15 protein-coding genes are annotated in these 21497 nt (G+C 44.3%); 5 read left to right on the top strand and 10 right to left on the bottom strand.

From position 1 onward, the window contains the following. Together Q8M62_RS10235 and Q8M62_RS10230 are read right to left on the bottom strand one after the other, a co-directional pair. Nucleotides 1-870: a UDP-2,3-diacylglucosamine diphosphatase gene (locus tag Q8M62_RS10235; protein WP_304902102.1), complete on the bottom strand. Its 870-nt coding sequence runs from the start codon at nucleotides 868-870 to the stop codon at nucleotides 1-3. A 235-nt stretch (nucleotides 871-1105) separates the two neighbouring features. Further along, complete coding sequence (locus Q8M62_RS10230) at nucleotides 1106-1330, bottom strand: hypothetical protein (RefSeq protein WP_304902101.1); 225 nt, start codon at nucleotides 1328-1330, stop codon at nucleotides 1106-1108. Between the two features lie 202 nt (nucleotides 1331-1532). Between Q8M62_RS10230 and Q8M62_RS10225 the strand changes: the two genes are divergently transcribed. Next, nucleotides 1533-4007 carry a DPP IV N-terminal domain-containing protein gene (locus tag Q8M62_RS10225; protein ID WP_304902100.1) on the top strand — a complete coding sequence of 825 codons (2475 nt, stop codon included), beginning with the start codon at nucleotides 1533-1535 and terminating at the stop codon, nucleotides 4005-4007. 870 nt (nucleotides 4008-4877) lie between these two features. Next, on the top strand, nucleotides 4878-5924 hold the full coding sequence (locus tag Q8M62_RS10220; protein ID WP_304902099.1) for a putative zinc-binding metallopeptidase: 1047 nt from the start codon (nucleotides 4878-4880) through the stop codon (nucleotides 5922-5924). A gap of 61 nt (nucleotides 5925-5985) precedes the next feature. Here the strand turns inward: Q8M62_RS10220 and Q8M62_RS10215 are convergent, their stop codons facing one another. The 7 genes from Q8M62_RS10215 to Q8M62_RS10185 all read right to left on the bottom strand — a co-directional run bounded on the left by Q8M62_RS10215 (nucleotide 5986) and on the right by Q8M62_RS10185 (nucleotide 17488). Continuing rightward, complete coding sequence (locus Q8M62_RS10215; protein WP_304902098.1) at nucleotides 5986-7515, bottom strand: glycosyltransferase family 39 protein; 1530 nt, start codon at nucleotides 7513-7515, stop codon at nucleotides 5986-5988. 347 nt (nucleotides 7516-7862) lie between these two features. Then, nucleotides 7863-10964 (bottom strand): cytochrome c biogenesis protein, encoded by a 3102-nt coding sequence (gene ccsA / locus Q8M62_RS10210; protein WP_304902097.1) that lies wholly within the window; start codon nucleotides 10962-10964, stop codon nucleotides 7863-7865. A gap of 23 nt (nucleotides 10965-10987) precedes the next feature. Then, entirely contained in the window at nucleotides 10988-12307 is a 1320-nt protein-coding gene (locus Q8M62_RS10205) for an alginate export family protein (RefSeq protein WP_304902096.1), read from the bottom strand. A 12-nt stretch (nucleotides 12308-12319) separates the two neighbouring features. After that, on the bottom strand, nucleotides 12320-13813 hold the full coding sequence (gene nrfA, locus Q8M62_RS10200; RefSeq protein ID WP_304902095.1) for an ammonia-forming cytochrome c nitrite reductase: 1494 nt from the start codon (nucleotides 13811-13813) through the stop codon (nucleotides 12320-12322). Between the two features lies 1 nt (nucleotide 13814). Next, nucleotides 13815-14456: a cytochrome c nitrite reductase small subunit gene (nrfH, locus tag Q8M62_RS10195; protein WP_304902094.1), complete on the bottom strand. Its 642-nt coding sequence runs from the start codon at nucleotides 14454-14456 to the stop codon at nucleotides 13815-13817. A gap of 316 nt (nucleotides 14457-14772) precedes the next feature. Beyond that, nucleotides 14773-16116 carry a PAS domain-containing sensor histidine kinase gene (locus Q8M62_RS10190; RefSeq protein ID WP_304902093.1) on the bottom strand — a complete coding sequence of 448 codons (1344 nt, stop codon included), beginning with the start codon at nucleotides 16114-16116 and terminating at the stop codon, nucleotides 14773-14775. Then, nucleotides 16106-17488 carry a sigma-54 dependent transcriptional regulator gene (locus tag Q8M62_RS10185; RefSeq protein WP_304902092.1) on the bottom strand — a complete coding sequence of 461 codons (1383 nt, stop codon included), beginning with the start codon at nucleotides 17486-17488 and terminating at the stop codon, nucleotides 16106-16108. Before Q8M62_RS10185 ends, Q8M62_RS10190 begins: the two co-directional genes overlap by 11 nt. A gap of 182 nt (nucleotides 17489-17670) precedes the next feature. Here Q8M62_RS10185 and Q8M62_RS10180 point away from each other — a divergent pair, with 182 nt between their 5' ends. Continuing rightward, nucleotides 17671-18096, top strand: coding sequence for a peptidylprolyl isomerase (locus Q8M62_RS10180; RefSeq protein ID WP_304902091.1), 426 nt, complete (start codon nucleotides 17671-17673; stop codon nucleotides 18094-18096). Between the two features lie 162 nt (nucleotides 18097-18258). On the opposite strand, the gene purB is transcribed toward Q8M62_RS10180, so the two are convergent. Beyond that, complete coding sequence (purB, locus tag Q8M62_RS10175; RefSeq protein WP_304902090.1) at nucleotides 18259-19602, bottom strand: adenylosuccinate lyase; 1344 nt, start codon at nucleotides 19600-19602, stop codon at nucleotides 18259-18261. Nucleotides 19603-19825: 223 nt separating this feature from the next. Here purB and Q8M62_RS10170 point away from each other — a divergent pair, with 223 nt between their 5' ends. Together Q8M62_RS10170 and Q8M62_RS10165 are read left to right on the top strand one after the other, a co-directional pair. Next, on the top strand, nucleotides 19826-20929 hold the full coding sequence (locus tag Q8M62_RS10170) for a ferredoxin--NADP reductase (protein WP_304902089.1): 1104 nt from the start codon (nucleotides 19826-19828) through the stop codon (nucleotides 20927-20929). 13 nt (nucleotides 20930-20942) lie between these two features. Continuing rightward, entirely contained in the window at nucleotides 20943-21431 is a 489-nt protein-coding gene (locus Q8M62_RS10165) for a hypothetical protein (RefSeq protein ID WP_304902088.1), read from the top strand. Nucleotides 21432-21497: the final 66 nt, after the last annotated feature.

The raw sequence follows: 21497 nt of genomic DNA, 5'->3' as shown, positions 1-21497 counted from the left end.
TTATAGACGGTAAGAAGGTGGATTGACGTCTTCTTTGAATGATTCGAAGGAAACTTTGCGCAGCGGAATCACAGGTCGCTCTTCCTCAATAATGCTAAGGCTAGTTTGTGCTTCAATCTGAATGCTTTTGAAATCAATTTCATTGTAATAGATCAGTTGCCAATTGCCTTCGTGATCTTCGGCCAAGGCGCTCATCGTTTCCACCCAATCGCCTGAATTCATGTATTCGATGCCATCGATAATTCGATTTTCTGCTTGGTGAATATGACCGCAAATAATACCGTCACAGCCTTTTACTCGCGCCATTTTTGCCAGTTCGCTCTCGTATTGATCCACGTAGGATACGGCAGATTTTACTTTTCCCTTGATGTACTGAGAAAGCGAGAAGTAGGGCAGTCCGCTCTTTCTCCGGTAGTGATTTACTACCCGATTGAGCCAAAGTAAAAAAGTATAGCCGATATCGCCTACATAGGCAATCCACCGCAGATTGGTCGTCACACTGTCAAAAACATCGCCATGCGTGATGAAGTATTTTTTTCCAAAAGACTCGTAGATCATGTCAGTTTGGATGCGGAGTTTTCCGATTTGTAAGGGCAGAATTTGCTCCAGAAAGTCGTCATGATTTCCTCGAAGGTAGAATACATTCGTACTGTGATTTTCGATCATTTTTAGGATCCGGTTAAAAAAACGGGTGTGCTTTCTTTTCCAGCTTCCGGATTTTTTGAGTTGCCAACCGTCGATGATGTCGCCGTTGAGGATGAGGTTCTCGCAGCGGTACTGTTTCAGAAATCGGGCAATTTCCTTGGCTTTGGAGCCTTTGGTGCCTAAGTGAACGTCAGAGATGACGATGGTTTTGTAATCAGTCTTCACACTATTGGTTTTGATCGAAAGCTACCGTAGCGACATGAATCCATAATGTTTAGGTTGTTAACAAATTGCTATGAATTCGAAATTTTATTCTGTAAAAATGAAGATAGTGTTAAAGGAACGTGAAAAAGGGAGGTATGGAGGAAAGGAGGTTGGGAAGTAAGGATGTTAGGAAGTATGGATATTTGAGACTGAGCGGAAAAGCAGTTGAAAATAAAATAATTAGATTATTTCCTTCTCAAAAAAAACCAGATGGACTCAAAATTTCTTGCGTAAGTCCTCTTGATTCCAATTTCGAACGAAGTTCCTCAAGATATTCCAATACTTTTTCTTTATCCCCTCGACCGAGTGCCTGCTTAATTTGACTTTCAATTAATTCGGAAATTTCTTTTTTAAAATCAGCAGAAGCATCCTCCCATGCCTTTGCCAAATCAGCATTAACTTCAATACTTATCTTTTCCATATATATTTTTTTTTAAGCAATTTAACGAAAAAGGAGCAGTTATGATTCTTTGAAAAACTTGAAGTTTGAACCCCCTCCTAGAACAAACCCAGGTCGACGGTCACCGGACATCGGACACCGAGACATTGAAATCTTTTACTCAAGCGGTTAAAAATTTTGGAGTTGACTTTTTAGTTTCGAGACTGAAACTAAAATCACCACGATGAGAAAAATTTTACTGTTGTGTGGGCTCATTCTGATTAATCTATCAGTTCTGGCTCAGGAGACCGTTTACAAGGGGAATTATGAGCTTGCTGCCCGCTTCTCGCCCGAAAAAATGAGAAAAATGCTCTTTTCTACCAGTGTGGATCCCCATTGGATGAAGAAGTCCGATCGCTTTTGGTATGAATATGAGACTTCAGACGGCAAAAACTGGTACGTAGTAGATCCAGTCAGAAAGACTAAAACTCAACTTTTTGACAAGGACAAACTGGCTGCTGAAATCACCAAAGTGGTCAAAGACCCTTTTGACGGGCAGCATCTCAAGCTCGACGACATGAAGCTTTTGGAAGATGAAAACACCATCCGGTTCAAAGTGAAAAGCTCGCAGGATGTATTGAAAAAAGACTGGGCTGAGATCAAAGCTAAAAACAAGAATTCGAAAGACTCACTGGAAAAAAAGGTTCACACCTTCCTGTATAACATCAGCACGCAGCAGCTTTCTGAAATAGAAACTGAAAAAGACCCAAAGCGCCTTGCCTGGGCAAATATTGCTCCGGACTCTTCCAAGGTGGTTTTTGTGAAGGAATACAACCTGTACTGGATGGATAAAGCCAACTTTCTGAAGGCTGTAAAGGATGAAAAAGACTCCACCATTGTCGAAAATCAACTCACTGCTGATGGCGAGGAGGATTATGAATACGGTTTTGGTGACCGGGGCGACGACAACGAAGAAGTCGAGAAGAAAAAGAAAGACCGCAAGCGCGCCGGAATCCTTTGGAGTGCTGACAGTAAGCAGTTTATCCTCACCCGAACCGATCAGCGCAAAGTCAAAAACCTCTGGGTGATTCACAATACACGTGACCCACGTCCGACACTGGAAACATACAAGTATGCAATGCCGGGTGAGAAAGCACAACCACAGACTGAGCTTTTGCACTTCTCATTCGATTCCAACAAACTGAGCAAATTACCAATCGCCACGTTCAAAGATCAAACCGTAAGCCTTTGGTCCAAAACACCTCCAGCCAATACTCGGGATGATGATTTCCGTCCCACACTTTGGTTGGGAAATTTGAATGAATTCTACTTTGCAATCACTTCCCGTGATTTGAAAAAAGTAGATGTAATTCGATGGAATATTGCCTCCAATCAAAAGGAGTTGGTCATCGAGGAGCGAAGCAATACCTACATCGACTTTGAAAAGCTTGAAATCGCCGGAAATGACCTGATCTGGTGGTCAGAGCGTGATGGTTGGGGGCATTTTTACCTTTATGGCAAAGACGGTTTGCTTAAGCGTCAATTAACCTCCGGCCCTTACCACACCGCAGGTGCCGCAAGATTGGATGAGAAATCACGCAGACTATTCTTCACTGCCAACGGCCGTGAAAAAGCCGAAGATCCTTACTATGAGCACATGTACAGCGTGAGTTTGGATGGCGGGGCAGTGACTTTGCTCAATAAGGGCGATTTCAACCACGACATCAGCATCAATGATAATGCGACTTTTTTTGTGAATAATTATTCAAGAGTAAATACCGCTCCGGTTTCGGCACTGATGGACAAAACAGGAGCCAAGGTGATGGACTTGGAGACTGCCGATCTCAGTCAGCTATTTGCCGCAGGCTACAAGTTTCCCGAGCCGTTTAAATTTAAGGCAGACGATGGAGTCACCGACTTGTATGGCGTGATGTACAAGCCATTCGATTTTGATTCCACGAGAAAGTACCCGATCATCCAGTATGTATATCCTGGACCTCAGACCGAAGCAGTCAATAAGGCTTTTGGAAGAGGATTGGACAGAACAGATCGTTTGGCACAGTTTGGATTTGTGGTCGTGACCTTGGGTAATCGCGGAGGACATCCTGCCCGCTCGAAGTGGTATCACAATTACGGCTATGGATCATTGAGAGATTATGGTTTGGCAGATAAGAAAGCGGCAGTGGAGCAATTGGCAGATCGTCACCCGTTTATTGACCGAAACAAAGTCGGAATTCACGGGCACTCGGGAGGTGGATTTATGTCCACGGCAGCGATGCTGGTCTATCCGGATGTGTTTAAGGTTGCAGTTTCCTCAGCGGGAAATCATGAAAACAACATCTACAACCGCTGGTGGTCTGAGAAGCATCATGGTGTACAGGAACGAATCCTTCCAAGCGGAGACACAACTTTTGTCTACCAGATTGAGAAAAATCCGGATTTGGCCAAAAACCTAAAAGGACATCTGATGCTCAGCACCGGTGATGTGGACAACAATGTTCATCCTGCCGGGACGATCCGCATGGTAAATGCCTTGATCAAAGCCGGAAAACGGTTTGAATTGGTGATGCTTCCCGGTCAGCGACATGGCTACGGGGATATGACGGAATATTTCTTCTGGAAAATGGGAGACTATTTCGTGCAGCATCTGTTGGGAGATAATACTCCTCCACCGGTCGATATGATCGAGATGCAGCGGGATAAGCCGAAGGATAAGTGAGTTGTAAACGGTAAAAAGTAAGTAGTAAAAAGTGCTTAAACCTTTGATCCTGATGTTTTCGGGATCGAAGGTTTTTTTGTACCCCATTTTTTTACCACAGAGTTCACGGAGAAAAGAGATTTTGGGATTAAGCTTTAAAATGAACTATTAAACTTTTCGGCTCAATTTGGCTTTTTCAAGGTCACAGAGGGGAAAAGCTGAAGCTTTTCTTGGGTTAACCTGTGAGGTTTTTCTATCCTTGAAGGTTTTCTTTTTTTTGCCGCAAAGGGCGCAAAGGAGCGCAAAGGTTTTTTTACCACGGAGTTCACGGAGAAAAGAGATTTTGGGATTAAGCTTTAAAATGGACTTTTAACTTTTTGACGCATTTATTTTTTTTCAAAGTCACAGAGAAAGCTAAAGTTTTTTGAATTTTGCCCCAAAGTCCAGTATGGGCGACCGATAAATAGCCAGGGGTTTTAACCCCTGGATAGTAGAATTCCATTCACCCCCGCGCTGGCGCACAATTATTATTAGGAATAGGAATGCAGATGCCAGCGCAATACGATAATTTTTTTTTGCCACGAACGCTAAGTAGCGCAAAGGTTTTACACCAAAAGTTCATAGGAAACAAGGAAATAAAATATCTCTGCTTTTTCCGCGCCTATGTGGTGAATTTCTAGACCGGGAATATGAAATCAGATTTACCTATCCTTTGGCATGTTTAGTAAGTACCTTTGAATCCAAATCATGCATCAATGCAATGAAATCAAGCCTGCCTGTGGCAGACAGGCATGACGAGAACGTCACACAATGGGATAGTTATCGAACATGCGAAGATTCCCTGTCCGACTACAGGCGGGCATGTGGCTTTATTAAATCAATTATAAACACATGAAAATTTTTGAATGCGATCACTGTCGTCATGCCCTATTTTTTGAAAATCAACGCTGTGAAAAGTGCGGATACCTGACCGGATATTCACCGGACGATCAGGATATGTTGTCATTCGATCCATCAGTTTTGACCTTGGTTTCGGATAAAGACGGAAAGGAATTCCGCTATTGTGCTAACAGGGAATTTGGAGTTTGCAACTGGTTGATACCGATCGAAAAGAACGGGAAGTTTTGCCCTGCCTGCCAATTGAACCGGATCATTCCAAACCTTTCCGATAATGAAAAATTCCAAAAATGGAAAAAATTGGAAGTGGCCAAACATCGCCTGATCTACCAATTGGAGCGATTGAACTTGTCATATATCAGCAAGCTGAAAGACCTCAATCAAGGAGTTTGCTTTGATTTTTTATCCCGAAATCCAACACATAACCGGATGACCGGACATTCGAGCGGAGTGATTACTATTTTGCTGGAGGAGGCTGACACAGTTCATCTGGAAAAGATGAAGACGCAACTGTTGGAACCATACCGAACGCTTATCGGGCACTTTAGGCATGAGGTGGGGCATTATTTTTGGGATAGGCTGGTGGCGACGGACCCTGTTATACTGGAGGAATTCAGAGGGATTTTTGGAGATGAACGTGCGGATTATGGCCAAGCCTTGCTTCGGTATTACCAGTCCAAATACAATATGGATTGGAAGGGGAATTACATCAGTCAATATGCGGGCTCGCATCCTTGGGAAGATTGGGCGGAAACCTGGGCGCATTACCTGCATATCATGGATATGGCTGAGACCTCTTTTTCTTTTGGGCTCTCTGTAAATCCCAATTTGAATGAGCAATCCCTTGTTGGGGAATTTGATTTTGATCCCTATCAAAACCATGATTTTGGCCAGATCTTCAAGGCTTGGTTCCCCATTTCCTTTGCCATCAACAGCCTTAATCGCTCCATGGGGATTCCGGATGCCTATCCCTTTGTCATCAATGGGGAAGTGATGAAGAAAATGAAGTTCATTCACCAACTGCTTTTTGGGATGAGGTAGGTTTTCCTTATTGCAAGTATGCTTAGGATCATAATTGCACTTTTTGAATTTTTGGGTAATACTATTCCCGACCTTCCCAAACCTTCTTTTCCTCCGCCACTTCGTCTTTCAAAATCGCATTGATGTCGGCTTTTGCACCGCGGAGAAAATGGACTGTAGTGCCCTTTTCCCTTGCTAATGGATAGGTGATTTTACCGATTTCCTGATATTCCTCGAAGAAGTTCAGCTCCCGATCCGTGATTTTTTCGTCTTTTTCCCAAACCAGAATAAGGTTGTCCACCTTCTCCTTCAGGTCAAACCAATACAGGTAGTCGGCATTCATAGTCAAGGCCCGGAGTCCAGGAATTTTCGAGTAGTAATTGATCGCGCCAGCCTGTCCATAATTGTCGCAGATGATCAGGGTGCGGCCAGTTTTGGGCATCATGAGATAAGCAGAATCAACCAAATTCGCCAAATCGCTCCATCCCACCATATCCGCAAAATCCTGTGGGATAGGATGCTCTTCCCCATCCTCCCAGCGATTGAGTCCAAGCAGGGAGTAGGGAGGAGGATTTTCCAGAATTCGATTCGGGGAATAAAAAGGATGAATCAAGGGCAAAGCCGGAAGGAAAAGTGCGGGTGGAATTAGCAATAAAATAGGCTTTAGCTTCTTCTTCCAGCCTGTTTCAAAGAACTCGGAAAGCCAAACGGACCCCAAACCGATCAGAATCGGATAAAGTCCAATGGCATAATAGGCCTTGGCTTGGAAGTATGTAAAAATCCCCAGCGTAAACATAAATGTCCAAAAGATGAACCTGAAATCCCTAAATCGCCTTGAGGTAACCAATGCGAACAAGCCCGTGACCCAGATAAAAATCGAAGGATAGAAAAACAACAGTTGCTCGGTCAGAAAACCCGCCCGGCTGTTATTCACCAGCTGGAATTTGCTCAATAGTCGCATGTGCGTAAGAGCCGGAAAGCCGTTTTGATACTGCCAGATCAGATTTGGGGCGACTATCACTACTGCAAGCAACAGGGAAAAATAGAGGTGCTTGTCCCGGAAAATGCTTCGCTTATCGGTCACTAACAACGCGGGGAAAAGCCCCAAAGCCAGGAAGATGATGTTGTATTTGTTGAGAAATCCGAAGGCAAAACTTAGTGCGAGGAAATAGAGCCATTTGGAGTTTTTGGTTTGGAAAAACCAGACCAGCGTGTAAAAAACCAAGCTCCAACAAAGGATGTCGATGGAATTGGGCTGAAAGAGGATATTCAGCCGGATCAAAGCCGAACAAAGCAAAGCGACCGCCGCCAGACTTTGGGCGAATAGGTTTCCACCCAACCTTTTCACCAAATCCCAAACCACCACAATCGTCACCGCCCCGATCAAAGCGGGGAAAAAGCGAACCCAAAACTCCCCATTTCCCAACCAACGGATCAACACTGAAATCCAGGAGGTGAGAGGAGGTACGGATAAATATCCCCAAGCCAAATGATCGGCCTGATCCAGATGCAGGAATTCATCCCGATGCAAGTCAAAATCCGGGTGAACTACAGCGTATTGAATGGCGAATTTGAGAAGGATAAAAAAGAGGAGGAGGTAACCGGGTTTCATAATCGAAAATAATCGAATTATTAAAATTCTTCGCTATGAATGCTAAGCTTGACCCGAGTGAATAATCACCTAGCGATACTCTTTTTTCAGAATGGTATAATTCACCGAGTCATCAAATCTGTAGATTGGCATTCGGCTCTGGGTGAAAATACAGATACTTTTATTAGGCTGGCAGATAGTTACTTCCCAAACCAAAAAAAGTTCGACAACTCCTATAAACGCTGTGCACATCTATCGATGGATTCAGGTGCCTTGGATTGGTTCCTTTTTTTGTTGTCCATGGGTTTCATCCTTGGCTCTTCCACGGCGGATCTGGTCTTGAGAGGGTTGAGCCTGTCGGCCGCATATTAAATCATTAGATCTTGCTTTTCCTGAAAAGTGAGTTTTCGGTAGCGAAAAACAGCTATTACTGAAATCACCAATAAGATTCCTGTCAAAACAAAGACCCATTGAGGTACGGGGACGGGATCACCTTTGGCATAGGAATGAAGACCAGACAGGTAATAATTCACTCCAAAAGAGGTCATAATGATGGACGAAAATCCCCAAAGACTGGCCAAACTGAAGGTGATAGCAGAGCGGGTCCCAGGTATTAACCTAAGGTGTAAAATGATGGCGTAAACTAAAATAGAGATAAGTGCCCAAGTTTCCTTTGGATCCCAAGCCCAGTACCTTCCCCAGCTTTCATTAGCCCATACTCCACCCAAAAATGTACCTACTGTCAATAAATAGAGGCCGATTGTAATTGACAATTCATTGACTGCGATGAGTTCTTTTTGGGCCTTCCACCAATTGGAAGTTGGATTGGCAGGTTTGAAGATCAGCAGGAATAGACTAAGTAATCCAATGATGGCAGAAAGCCCCAAAGGAGCATATCCGCTTACTATGATGGCCACATGTATTTTGAGCCAGTAAGAATTCAAGACTGGCATCAGGTTGGTGATTTCCGGATTGAGCCAGTCCAGAAAGCTTACGAAAAGCAAGGTGCCCGAAAACAGAAGCGATAAGGGAACGGTCAGTTTGGACTTTCCGGAGAATGCCAATCCAGACAGGAGTACTCCCCAAGCTACGAAAACAAGCATTTCAAAACCGTCGCTCCAAGGTGGATGTTTGGCAATAAACCAACGCATTCCTAAATGGATCGTGAAGGCAAGCCAGCCTATCCATGCTAGGACAGTCCCTGATTTCCAGATGATTTGGAGAGTTTTTCCCTGGTAGAAAAGAAATAAAATTCCTGTGAAAAGCATGATTACTCCCAGAAGCCAAAAGACACCAAACAGCCTATTTCCCAGATTGATCTGAGTGTAGAGCAATTCAGTATCGATGAGGATTTGGTCGGGGTAAACTTCTGAACCGGCTTTTCGCTGGTACAAGTCCATGTATCCCAATGCTTCATCCGCCTCTGACCAATCCCCTGTACTGAGGGCGGATTTGAGAGAATTGAGATACATCCCACCGATATTTTTTACAAAAATCGCATCCTCCTCCTCAAATCCCTGGGTAAATTGCTGGCTTGTGAACCAGGTATTGTTCCCGTCGAGTCGGTTAGGGTAAAGTTTTAAAAAATCTCCTGTTAGCAGACCATAGAATATATTAAATCGCTCATCGACTTTGAGCAGTTCATTGTGGCCTTCAGTACGTTGTGAAGGTTTGAGTTTATTGGCTTCCTCTACTTGATTGCTGAGTTTATAGTCACCATCCTCAGTCACAAAATCCAAAAAGCTCAGGTATGATGAGGAAGGTTTTCCAAGGTATTGAAAGATTTCAGCAGATTTTTTCTGATCGATTTTAATCAGAGGAAGCTTGCTCCACCCTTCAGGATCAAGCTGTGCAGCGAGTAAAAATTGTTCCGGATTGAGTTGGGTATTCCCAGTTGGAAGGTCAAGTTCGATGCGGGACTTTCCGTAGATTTTGCGGACGATCTCATGAGATAGAGTATTGAGTGGCTTCATCCTTCCATCCAGATCCTGGACGATTAAGCGCCCGTATGCAGCGGCTTTTTCTTCAGGAACTACCCATACTCCTGTGGAGTCCTTTGCGGCCACAGTGAGTGAAGCAAAAGCAAAAATTCCGATTAGAATTCCCACTTTATTCAATTTTCCCAGTTTGAGAAGGATCAGGCTAAATCTACTCCCTTTTATAAAGAGTGCCCAAAACATCGCTATTGTCAAAAGGGAGTAGCCAAAGTATGTAATGTAAGTTCCAGGTCGATCCTGATTGATGGAAAGCACGGTTCCACCTTCATCCGAATCATAGGAGGACTGATAGAAACGATAGCCTTTGTGATCCAAGACATTGTTCATATAGATTCGAAATGGCCATTCTTCTCCTTTATCCTGTACCATTACCTCACTGGCATAGCTGGAAGGACTGCTTGAGCCTGGATACCGCTCTAACTGAAAATCATTCAGGTAAATCGAAAAGGGGAGTTGCTGGGCCTTTGGGCCATAGGTAAATCGGAATGATTTTTCTCCATAAGTAAAATTCACCCAGTCCGGGTTTCGGTTGACCTTCAGGAAATACCCTGTTTTGAGGACTTTCTGGTCTGGACCAAGCACTGAAATTTTTACCCCGTCGAGGTAATCTTTGGCTATTTTTTCATTGGGCTCGGGCACCAAAATTTGCCTGACATTTTCTCTGATGGAGCGGATGACCAAGGCACCGGTTTCCCATTGGTATAGGGTACGAAGTTTCAGTGTGCCCAGACTGTCTGCTTCCATGGTTCCCATTTGCTGCGTACTCATCTCCATCAGCTGGAGTGGAAATTTACTCAGGAGTTGCCAATCAGGCTGGCCTGGGATCAATTGAATCTGAGCTTTCGGATTGGCAGAAGTACTGAGCAGAAGTTTTCCCACCTGGAGGTTTTGCCCTTTTTTGAGCGTGAAATCCTGACGGTTTCCTTTGTCCAAAACTGATATTTCAAGAAGCGTTTCCTCTCCGGCGGCAAATTCCTGCCTTGCACCTTTGATGTATTCCTCGGCTTTGAGCTCAAATTTTATTCCGTCCAGAGTCATCGGATAGCTTTTGACCTCGAATATTTTGGGAATAAATTCCTGATTGCTGAGAATCAACTGATCTGAATCGTCTGCGAGTTGCAGGTAATTTTCGGCACTATAGAAGGTGTTTTGAGACTGTCCTTCGCGGATATGCATTACCCCTTCCCGGCTGAAAAACCGAGTGACTCCAGCTCCGATTACAATGATGATAAAAGCTATGTGAAACAGTCCTACGGCCAGTTTTTCTTTGGAGAGCAAACGGTATTTTCCTATATGAAAAATAAAATTCACCGCTAGCCAAGCCATCATCAGCTCAAACCACCAAGCTTCATAGACCAATTCTCTGGCTACCAGTGTTCCATTATCGTTTTCTATAAAAGTAGCCACTCCCATAGAAATTGCGAGTGTGAGTAATAAGACAAGGCTGATTTTAGTGGAAAAAAGAAACTTCATAGTTTGTTTTTGGTATTAGAGGCTTATTGAAGCACTCCGATGAATTTTGCCTTGCTGGTAGGTCTGAAGACAAACATAAGGTAGGCCCAGTTTTGCTGATTTTTCAAATTAACTGGTTGGATTGCCTCCAGCGTTTCTGTGAAGAAGAATTGGCTATAACCACCCTGAAGGGAGACTGATTCGTTTAGAATCCATCCAAAAGTGAAATCAAGTTCAGATCCCAATTTATTTTCACCCAGTGCTCTAAATTCCCGATCTACAGCTTGGGAGTAGGTGGAAAAAAGATGGAAATCAGTCTGGACCCAGAATTTGGGATTGAATTCATACCGGCTTCGAAGGTAATAATTTTTAAGCCCTACGCTGTTTTCCCAGGCGTTTGCGACATAAAACCAATCCATATATCCGTTGAAAAGGTGGTTGGTTCCATATTGCAGCGCATAGGAGGTGTTTTTTTCCTGACCGCTTGCATCGCTTCCGCTGATGAATTCAAACCCCACAGTGGCCCTTAATTTTTTTCCGGATTCTACTTGATTGATCAACAGTCTGCTGAATTGGGCCGAAGTGTTGAATGCTGAGACTGTTTTCCCGGTAATATCCTCTCCAAATTGGTAATAGAAGTAGCCACTCAGGGTGGATTTACCAAGATTTGTTCGGAGTGTTGGGATTCCTAAAGTTTGACGGAAGCGTGTACCTTGTGCCACTACTGTCCCGGTGGAATTTTTAGTTGACCACTGTCTGCCTTCATTCCAAAATAACAAGGAGTAATCTATTTTACCCAAGATATTTTCATATCGAATCAGCTGTGCAGCACGATATTGGTTGGGGATAGTATAGAGGTTTCCGCTCAGTTTTTGACTGTCTTGATTGAAGCCTCCACCAAAGTGAAACTTAGCTTTTTCTTTTTCATATTTCATCAACGCAAAATCATGGGATCGAGCCTGAAGGGCCCAGTCAAGATTGCCAAGAAAGCGGGCATTATCGTAGTTGAGTTCCTGTCGTCCTAATTTCAATTTCCAGTTTTCTCCGAATGAAGTTTCTGCATACGCTTCGTGAACAGAAAGAAAGTCGTCCGAAATATTAGCCTGACCGGTACTCCCCCAAGTACGGATATCCTGGATACTCATGTAAAAGTTCAACCGATCCAATTTGTACCCAGCTTGAATTCTGGCTCGATGGGCAATGAAACCTGCCGGATCCAAGCTTTCTGCAATCGGCTTATTGTATCCTTTTCTGAATTCGCTGCGGACGATAAGTTGGCCATCCACCGTAAATTGGGCAGAGCTGTGCAGTGGAACCAGCAACATTAGGGTTGCCAGTCCGAATAAGATTTTTGAAAGATTCATAAAATGGGTAGATTATCTGCTGCTCACAATTTTCGCTGGCTTTTGGGCTTCTCTAGCTTTTCCTTCCTTGAGCCATTGCGGAATTACTTGATCCATAAAAGTGACCTTGGCCGCTTTTTCTTTTGGAATATCCAACCCGATATAGGCCTGAAGGGCTTCTTTACTGGTGAAATCCGGCATGGGTACAGGTTGATTATAACCCAAAGTGGCCAGTAAGCGAGCGAGTTCAATTCTGGCTTCCTGAATGATTGCTGTAGCAGAGGAGACGATTCGGCTGGTCTCTAGAGGTGCGTGAAAAGCCGCCCCGTGAGAGGCTACGGAATAGTCCCATCTCCATTGAGCATGACGAATTTTCTGTTGAATTCCTTTCATCTGTACTTCTGTTGCTCCGAGTTCTAAGGCTTTAGCTGCTTCGATATGTGCCATGGCAATCTGTCTTTGTACCGCATTGGTACCCTCCTTGATTTTTCGTTGCCTGTCATAGACATCAGTGATCAGGTCCTGAACTTTTTCCCTGTGGCAGACAAAGCAGGAGTTTTCAATATTTGCCAAAGGAGAGCCGATTTGGTGATTGGTGAATTTTTGACCTCCCTCAGTCTGATAGGGCATATGACAATCGGCACAACTGACTCCCCGCTTGGCGTGAACTCCCATTTGGTAGATTTCATAGTCCGGATGTTGTGCTTTGACCATTGGAGTTTTGCTCAAAGCATGAGTAAAATCAGAAAATTCGATTTTGTCGTAGTAGGCTTCTACATTTTCTACTTCCATACCGTCTTTCCATGGAAAAGTGAGGTAAGCGGCTTTTTCCTGACCAGGACGCGTCTTGTCAAAATAGTATTCGACATGGCATTGGGCACATACCAAAGAACGCATTTCTTGATGCGAGGCTTTATTGATGTCTTTTCCCATTGCTTCAAAAGCCTCAATCAAGGCCGGGCGGGTGATGGTTAGTTGCATCGTCTCGGGATTGTGACAGTCTGCACATCCAATAGGATTGATGGCTTGAGTGCCCATATCCGAGAATTTCTGGCTGTAATATTCTGTCACTCCCATTTCACTCATGAGTCGGGGGACGTCTGTACTTTTACAAGTCCAGCAAGTAGAAGGCTGAGGTCCCTCCCCGGGCGCCATTGGAGAGCCTACTCGTAGCGTTTTGTGGATATCTTCGATTGCCCATGCGTGACCTTTGGGTGCATTGTAATCCTTGGAAAACCCATACCCAGCCCACAGGATTACCAGATCAGGTTCAGAAGCCAATACGTCCTTGTGACCTGATGTTCCAAACATGCTTTTAAACGTAGTGTCCTGAGTTTTTCTGTAAGACTGGTACTGTCGGGGGTAGTTGAGTCCCCAAATGGAATCGCGGGGTTCGATTCCTTCCAGTTTGACTTTTGGCTGATAGCTGTATTTGGCCTCGGACCTACGTTCGAAGATATTGGCTGCCAAGATTGCCAGTAGAAAAACAATGACAGCCGTGCTGATAAAAAGGATCCAATTTTTCATATTACTTGGGGGTGGATTTGACCGTATTCATGGATTCTTTCAACCATTTTGGGATGATTGAGAGATCCTCTGGAGTATATTCTTTAATGGGTTCTATTTGTGAGCCAACAGCCGAAAGGCTTCTGACCCTACCATGAGGCACATCGCGGTGGCATTCCCAGCAGGTACGGTCAGTGCGGTTAGCAGTATGGTCAGTCACAAAGGCTTCCAGTTTTGCATCGGTAACTTGATCTTGATGACATCGGATGCAGTTGTTTTGAATGACTTCGATAGAGGGAGTTCTGGCCTGTATGACTTCAGGTTCACCACGCATGGTGAAGACTGAGGCGTGGTAAAGTCCGTCTTTAGCTTTGAAAAAATACTTATTGGCAATGTTGTTATGTGGGACATGGCAATCATTGCAATGGGCTACTTCCCGATGGGAGCTGTGAGTCCAAGTGATGTATTGAGGAGCCATGATATGACAGTTTACGCAGGCTTGGGGATCGTCAGAGAGATAGGAGGTAGCATTACTGAGCCTTAGCAGAAAAAAGCCCAAACCGAAAATTGATGCAACCAAGAAGATGGCAGCAGGTCTCCATTTCCTCGGTGGGATCAGACTTTTTTCGAATAAGAAGCGCTTAAGTTTAGCCGGTAAAGACACAGTAGAAAAATTTTTGTTGACCAAAACTACGAATTGAAGATCTTTCAATTCATGATCAAAATCAGGTTTTAAAAAAAAGATTTTTTTATCCCTTTTTATTCGGAATTGGAATTATGCGATTATCCATAATCCAGCCATTATGCTAAAAGTGAACTTGAAAAGTAGCGGATACTCTTCGGCAGACAACTAATCACACTCGTCCTCAGTGGCGGAGTCCTCAGCTCTTATTATCAGACTCCAATCTCATTCAGGTCTTTTTTATTCCACCTAACCGGACATTTACTGTAAAATACTTCCTGTGACCTACCCTCTGATTTTACCCATTAAAAATCAATTTAAAAGTCGTCCCTTCTCCCAAGGTAGAGCGAACTTGGATATTACCTTTATGACGGCGCATGATCTGCTTGGAGAGACTGAGGCCGATTCCCGAACCTTTCTTTTTGGTGGTGAAAAAAGGGATGAAGATTTTACCCAAAGCTTCTTCCTCGATGCCTTTTCCCGTGTCGCTGACCTCCAAAATGATCTTTCCTGCTTCATCAATGAAGGCACTTAGTTTGATCACTTTTTCCTCGGAATCTTCCACCGCCTGAATGGCATTTTGCAGCAGGTTGATCATCACCTGCTCAATCTGCATCTGATCGCCAAAAAGGATCAACTCCTTCGGATTCAGCTCCTTTATGAATTTTATTTCCTTCGAATCCAGCTGATTTTGCAGCAATACTTCCAGCTGATCAAACAATCTGGAGATTCCGATACTGCCGAATTTTGGTGGGGGGATATGTGCCAAACTACGGAAATCCGACACAAAGCTGATCAGTCCTTCGCTTCGCTTTTCGATCGTGGTGATGCCCAGGAGGCAGTCTTCCATATCGGTTGGATTAAGGGGTTCATTGTGATCCATTTTGTGTTCGATTTCCCCTTTCAGCGTACCTGCCAAGGAAGAAATCGGCGCAATGGAATTCATAATCTCATGCGTGAGTACCTTTACGAGGTTTTGCCAAGCTTCCATTTCTTTCTCTTCGAGTTCGGATTGGATGTTTTGAAGGGAAACCAATTTGAAGCGCTCGCCACGCATCAGGAGCTCGATTACATAAACCGAGAGCTGCATAATCCCGTCAGGATGGGCGATTTTGATCAGCTCGGAACCTCCGGTGCGGAGGTTTTGGATAGCGAGATGAAGTTCCTTGTTGATGCTTTCGATCTCACCGATGTTTTTGAGGTCGTCCACATTCAAGATTCGCTTGGCTGCGACGTTGAGGATCTGGATTTCTCCATTTTCCCCGAACGTGATCAAGCCAATACTCAGGTGCTTGAATACCGATCGAAAGTACTGGTAATTCGCTTCTTTTTCCGCCTGATCTTCTTTCAGCTTCGCCAAAATGGCATTGAACTCGATGTGCAGATCATCTGTCTCCGTCCCGTCAAATTTCACAGGATAGAGTTGGGAATACTTATCCTGCTTGATGTTATCGAGGAAAAGACGAACTTTTTTGAAGGAACTTTCGGAATAGCGAACGAGGAAAATAATCTGAAAAACCACCAAAATCAGAAATAGAGAAATCATAAAGACTCCCCAACCGTCAATCATGGCGTACGCAAGCAAAAACAACGAAGCTGCGACCAGAGCGATCCGGCCCAGCAACCCAACTCTATAATCCATATTTTTCTAATCTTCTGTAAAGCGAAGCTCGGGTGAGTCCGAGTTCTTTTGCCGCTTTGGAGATGTTTCCGCCGTTTTTGTCAATTGCCCGTTGGATGGTGCTGCGCTCCATGTCGTCCAGATTGAGTGTCACTGCGGTTGGGGCTTTTTCGGAGGCGGGCTTAGCCGAAAGGAAAAAGAAATCCCGTGAATCCAGCTCATCTCCTTCGGCCATGATGATCGCCCGCTCGATGGCATGCTGAAGTTCACGGATATTGCCCGGCCACTGATACCGTTGCAAAAGTTCCATGGCGGCAGGTCGGAATCCGGTGAAATTCTTTCGGTATTTCTGGGAGTAGCTTTTGAGGAAGTGATTGGCCAAAGTCGGGATGTCGTCCTGTCGTTCGCGAAGCGGTGGAAGGAATATCTCCACCGTGTTGATCCGATAGAGCAAATCCTGACGAAACGTGTTTTCCATCACCATTTCATGCACATGCATATTGGTGGCGCAAATCAGGCGAATGTCAACTGGAATGGCTTTATTGGTACCGATGCGGGTCACTTCTCTTCGCTGAAGCACAGTGAGGAGTTTGGACTGAAGTGGCATGGAAAGGTTTCCGATTTCATCGAGGAAAAGGGTGCCCTTGTCAGCGATCTCAAATCTGCCGGCCCGGTCGTCTTTGGCATCGGTAAAGGCACCTCTTTTGTGACCGAATAGTTCGGATTCAAAAAGTGTCTCGGTGATCGCTCCCATATCTACGCCGACGAAAATCTCGTCTTTGCGCAGTGATCGGTCATGAATCGCTCTGGCAATGAGTTCTTTTCCGGTTCCGTTTTCTCCCAAAATCAAGACATTAGCATCCGTCTGAGCGACTTTGTCAATGATTGAAAAAATATTCTTCATCGAGGCACTTGCGCCGATGATATCTGCGTAAGGTTTTTTGAGATCCGTTTGAAGTTGCTTTTGCTTTTTTTGAAGCTTATCTACCTCATCATAGCTTTCCTTGAGTTTGATGGCTGAGGAAAGTGTAGCGATTAGTTTTTCATTTTGCCAAGGCTTCAGGATAAAGTCGGTCGCTCCTTCTTTGAGCGCCTGCACAGCCATCTCCACGTCTCCGAAGGCAGTGATCAAAATCACGACCGCCTTGGGATCAATCTCTTTGATCTGTTTTAGCCAGTAGAAACCCTCCTTGCCCGAAGTGGTGTCTTCCCGGAAGTTCATATCCAAAAGGATGACATCGTAGCTGTTGTTGTTGATCAAAAAGGGAATCCTTCGGGGATCTTTTTCGATCATGACTTCTTTGGCGTGCTTTTTCAGGAGCATTTTTGCTGCAAAAAGCAAGTCTTCGTTGTCGTCAATGATTAGAATCTTTCCTAAGTTTTGGGCTTCCATGATTGATTGTTTGGTTCTGTTAGGGGGAAAATGGTGCCAAGTACAAATTAGGCGAATAGAGGGCTTTTTTCCTTAAAAAATGTCCGAAAATGTACAGAAATATACTGTTTTCGGACACAAGTGTTCGATTGGGCGGACAATTTGATTTTCATTATCTTTGTCAATCACAAAAACAAAAGAATATGCAAGCTAAAAAAGGGGATGCCGTGACCGTCCACTACACCGGAAGACTGGAGGATGGAAGTGTTTTTGATTCATCGGTTTCCCGTCAACCGCTTGGCTTCACGCTGGGCGATGGAAACATGATTAAGGGTTTTGACGCTGCCGTGTATGGCATGGTCATAGGCGATAAGAAAACTGTAACGATCCCTGCTGCTGAGGCCTATGGTGAGCGTCGTGCAGATATGATGATAGATGTGCCGCTAAGCCAAGTTCCGCCAAATATTCAGCCTGAAATCGGTCTTCAGTTGACACTACAAGGTGGTGGTGGACAGCCGATGCAGGTGACTGTAGTGGATATGACAGATGAAAAAATCGTCCTCGATGCCAATCACGACCTGGCTGGTAAGGACCTGATTTTTGACATTGAGTTGGTGACGATTAACTGATTAATAAAATCCGCGGAGATCTGCGACTTTTTCCGCGTCAATCTGCGGGAAATTTATAAAAACTATCTAAAAAAAACCGATAGAGAACCTTCTATCGGTTTTTTTGTAAAAGTATCTGGATTATTTCCCGCTGATTATCGCAGATTTTTTTCCTGTTAAATCTCAGATTCCGGTATAATTAAAAGGCGTAATCGCCTTCAATTCTTCTTTGATTTCATCCGAAATCGACAAACCATCCACAAATTCTGAGATCGATGCCTGGGTGATTTTGGAATTGGTGCGGGTCAGGTCGCGAAGTGCTTCATAAGGTTTTGGGAAACCTTCTCTGCGCAGAATGGTCTGAATCGCCTCGGCTACCACAGCCCAGTTTTCCTCCAGGTCTGCGTTAATTGCTGCACGGTTCAATTCGAGTTTACCCAATCCTTTCTGCAGGGACTCAAAGGAAATCAGCATGTGGGCCAAAGGGACTCCAATCACACGAAGCACAGTGCTGTCAGTTAAGTCGCGCTGTAATCTGGAGATAGGGAGTTTGGCTGCTAAATGCTCCAATAGGGCATTGGCAATACCCAAGTTTCCTTCTGCATTTTCGAAGTCGATTGGATTTACCTTGTGTGGCATGGCGGAAGAGCCCACCTCTCCGGCCTTGATTTTTTGCTTGAAATAATTCATCGCCACATACTGCCAAATGTCTTTGGAAAGGTCAAGCAGAATGGTGTTGATCCGCTTCAAACCGTCAAAAGTGGCCGCAATATTATCGTAATGCTCGATCTGTGTCGTTGGATAGCTGCGTTCCAGCCCGAGGTAATTTTCCACGAAGTGAAAAGCGAATTCATTCCAATCCATATCAGGATAGGCCACCTGATGCGCGTTCATATTCCCTGTTGCACCGCCGAATTTGGCAGAATAAGGAACTTGCTCGAGTAGTTCGATCTGTTTTTTCAAGCGGACGACAAAGACGTTGATTTCTTTGCCCAATCGGGTAGGAGAGGCTGGTTGGCCGTGAGTTTTGGCCAGCATGGGGATCACGCTCCATTCTTCGGCGAGATCTGTCAGTCTTTCGATAATCTCTCCCAAAAATGGCATAATCACCTCTTGAAGGCCATTTTTTAGCATTAGGGGAGTAGCTGTATTGTTAATGTCCTGAGAAGTCAAGCCAAAGTGAATGAACTCCTTGAATTCTTCAAGACCCAGCTGATCGAACTTTTCCTTTAAAAAGTATTCAACCGCCTTCACGTCATGATTGGTCGTGCGTTCGGTAATCTTAATCCATTCGGCATCTTCGAGGCTGAACTGTTTGACGATTGCGCGAAGTTTAGGAAATAAGCCGTGATCAAAATCTGCAAGTTGAGGCAAAGGCAACTGACAGAGGGCAATGTAATATTCGACTTCGACATGTACCCGATACTTAATCAGGGCAAATTCAGAGAAAAAAGCTCGAAGTGGTTCGGTTTTGCCAGCGTAGCGACCATCTACCGAGGATACGGCTGTCAGGGCAGATAATTCCATTTTTTTAGAGTTTGCTTCGAATAGATGATTCAGGTCCGATTTTCGGAGGTCGCAATTTAGGTTTTTAGTGCCAAAATCAGGTCGGAGAAAAGATTATTATCACTCAGAGCCAAACTTACTTTTCCGATTTGGGGTTTTGATGGGGAATTTCTCAGGGAAGTGCGCAATAAAACCGACTTGGGGCTTAATTTTGCAGCCAAATTAACGATCAGATCAATTCCAGATGTTCAATTTATTTAAGAAAAAGAAAGAAGAGCCAAAGGCAAATGCCTATTTGCCATTGAAAGTGCGGGAGGTAGTAAGGGAAACAGAAGATACGGTTACCCTATATTTTGAGCAACCAGAGCCTATATTGGATTATAAGCCGGGTCAGTTTCTGACTTTGGTGATGGAGTTCAACGGGAAAGAGGAGCGCAGATCGTATAGTCTCTGCACCTCACCATTTGTCGACCCTTTTCCAGGAATCTCCGTGAAACGGGTAGCCGGCGGACTTTTTTCCAATTTCCTCAATGAAAAGATCTTCCCTGGCAAGACGATTAATGTCCTTAAGCCACTTGGGCATTTCACTACGGATTTTCACTCCAAAAACAGAAGACATTTCTTCCTGATCGCCGGAGGCAGTGGGATTACCCCGATCATGGGAATTCTAAAAACAGCCTTGGTCAATGAGCCGAATTCCATCATCACACTGATCTACTGCAGCCGGAATGAGGAGCAGATTATTTTCAAAAATCAGCTGAGCTTACTCGAAAAGGCCAATCCGGACCGACTGAAAGTAATTCACAATCTCAGTCAGCCCTCCGAAAGCTGGACAGGACTGAGCGGAAGACTTTCTTCCGAATTGCTACGGGAGCTTTTTCTGAGAGCTGAATACGAGCAACGTTATGAGGAGGTATATTTCATGTGCGGTCCTGACGGGATCATGGACATCGCTCAGGATGTGCTGAATGAGTTGGAAATAGACAAAGAGAGAATTCACCGGGAAAGTTTCTTTTCTGCTGCAGCTCATCAGGCACATGAGGAAGCACTCAAAGGCATCAATGTCGGGGTTCTTTCAAGAGACGTGACGATTGTGCTGGAAGGGGATGAGCATCTGGTTACTGTCAAGCCGGGTAAAACGGTGTTGGAATCCGGACTGAGTTCAGGTCTGAATATGCCTTACAGCTGTCAAAGTGGGCTTTGTACAGCTTGCCGAGGAAAGCTGTTGAGCGGGCAAGTGAAGATGGATGAGGATGCGGGCTTGAGCGAAAAGGAAATCGCTGCAGGTTATGTGCTATGCTGTGTGTCAAGACCTTTGACAGATGACATCAAAATCACCATCGAATAAATAAAACGCAATTTTGGATAACCAGGAAATAGGAATCATCTACAGAAAAGCAGAGCAGCTTACCTTATTTATTTTATTGGCGTCACTGCCGCTTTTTGCTTTTGTCTACCTGTATTATAATTCAGGAAATCTTTCCTGGAACTTGCCTCAGTTGCCGGGTTTTGTAAACGGACTGTGGATTGGTTTGAGCATTGGACTATTGATCATTCAATATGTGAATTTCCATAAAAAATTAAAGCTTGGGATTTTGCAGGATGAATTAATTGAAAAAGTAAAAATCTACTGCAAGGCTACTAAACAGCGCTATTTGTTTCTCTTCGTGGTTTCCATAGTGGCCTCTTTAGGATTGCTTTTTTATAAAAACCCGGTGTATGTCGTAATATTTGCCGTTACACTGGTATTCTTTTCCCTTGGCAAACCCAGTCCTGACCGGATGGCCCGCCTGATGAAACTGAAAAAAGAAGACCGGGAACTTGTCAGAGAAGCTTCCCGGCCTCGATGAATTTGAAATTCAAGATTTGAAATTCAAGATTTGAAATTGGAATCAATCTCAAATCTCAAATTTCAA

It is taken from the genome of Algoriphagus sp. (genome assembly GCF_030694375.1).
Classification (GTDB): Bacteria; Bacteroidota; Bacteroidia; order Cytophagales; family Cyclobacteriaceae; genus Algoriphagus.
Note: the sequence above shows the minus strand (reverse complement) of the source record. Positions and strands in the feature narration are given on the sequence as shown.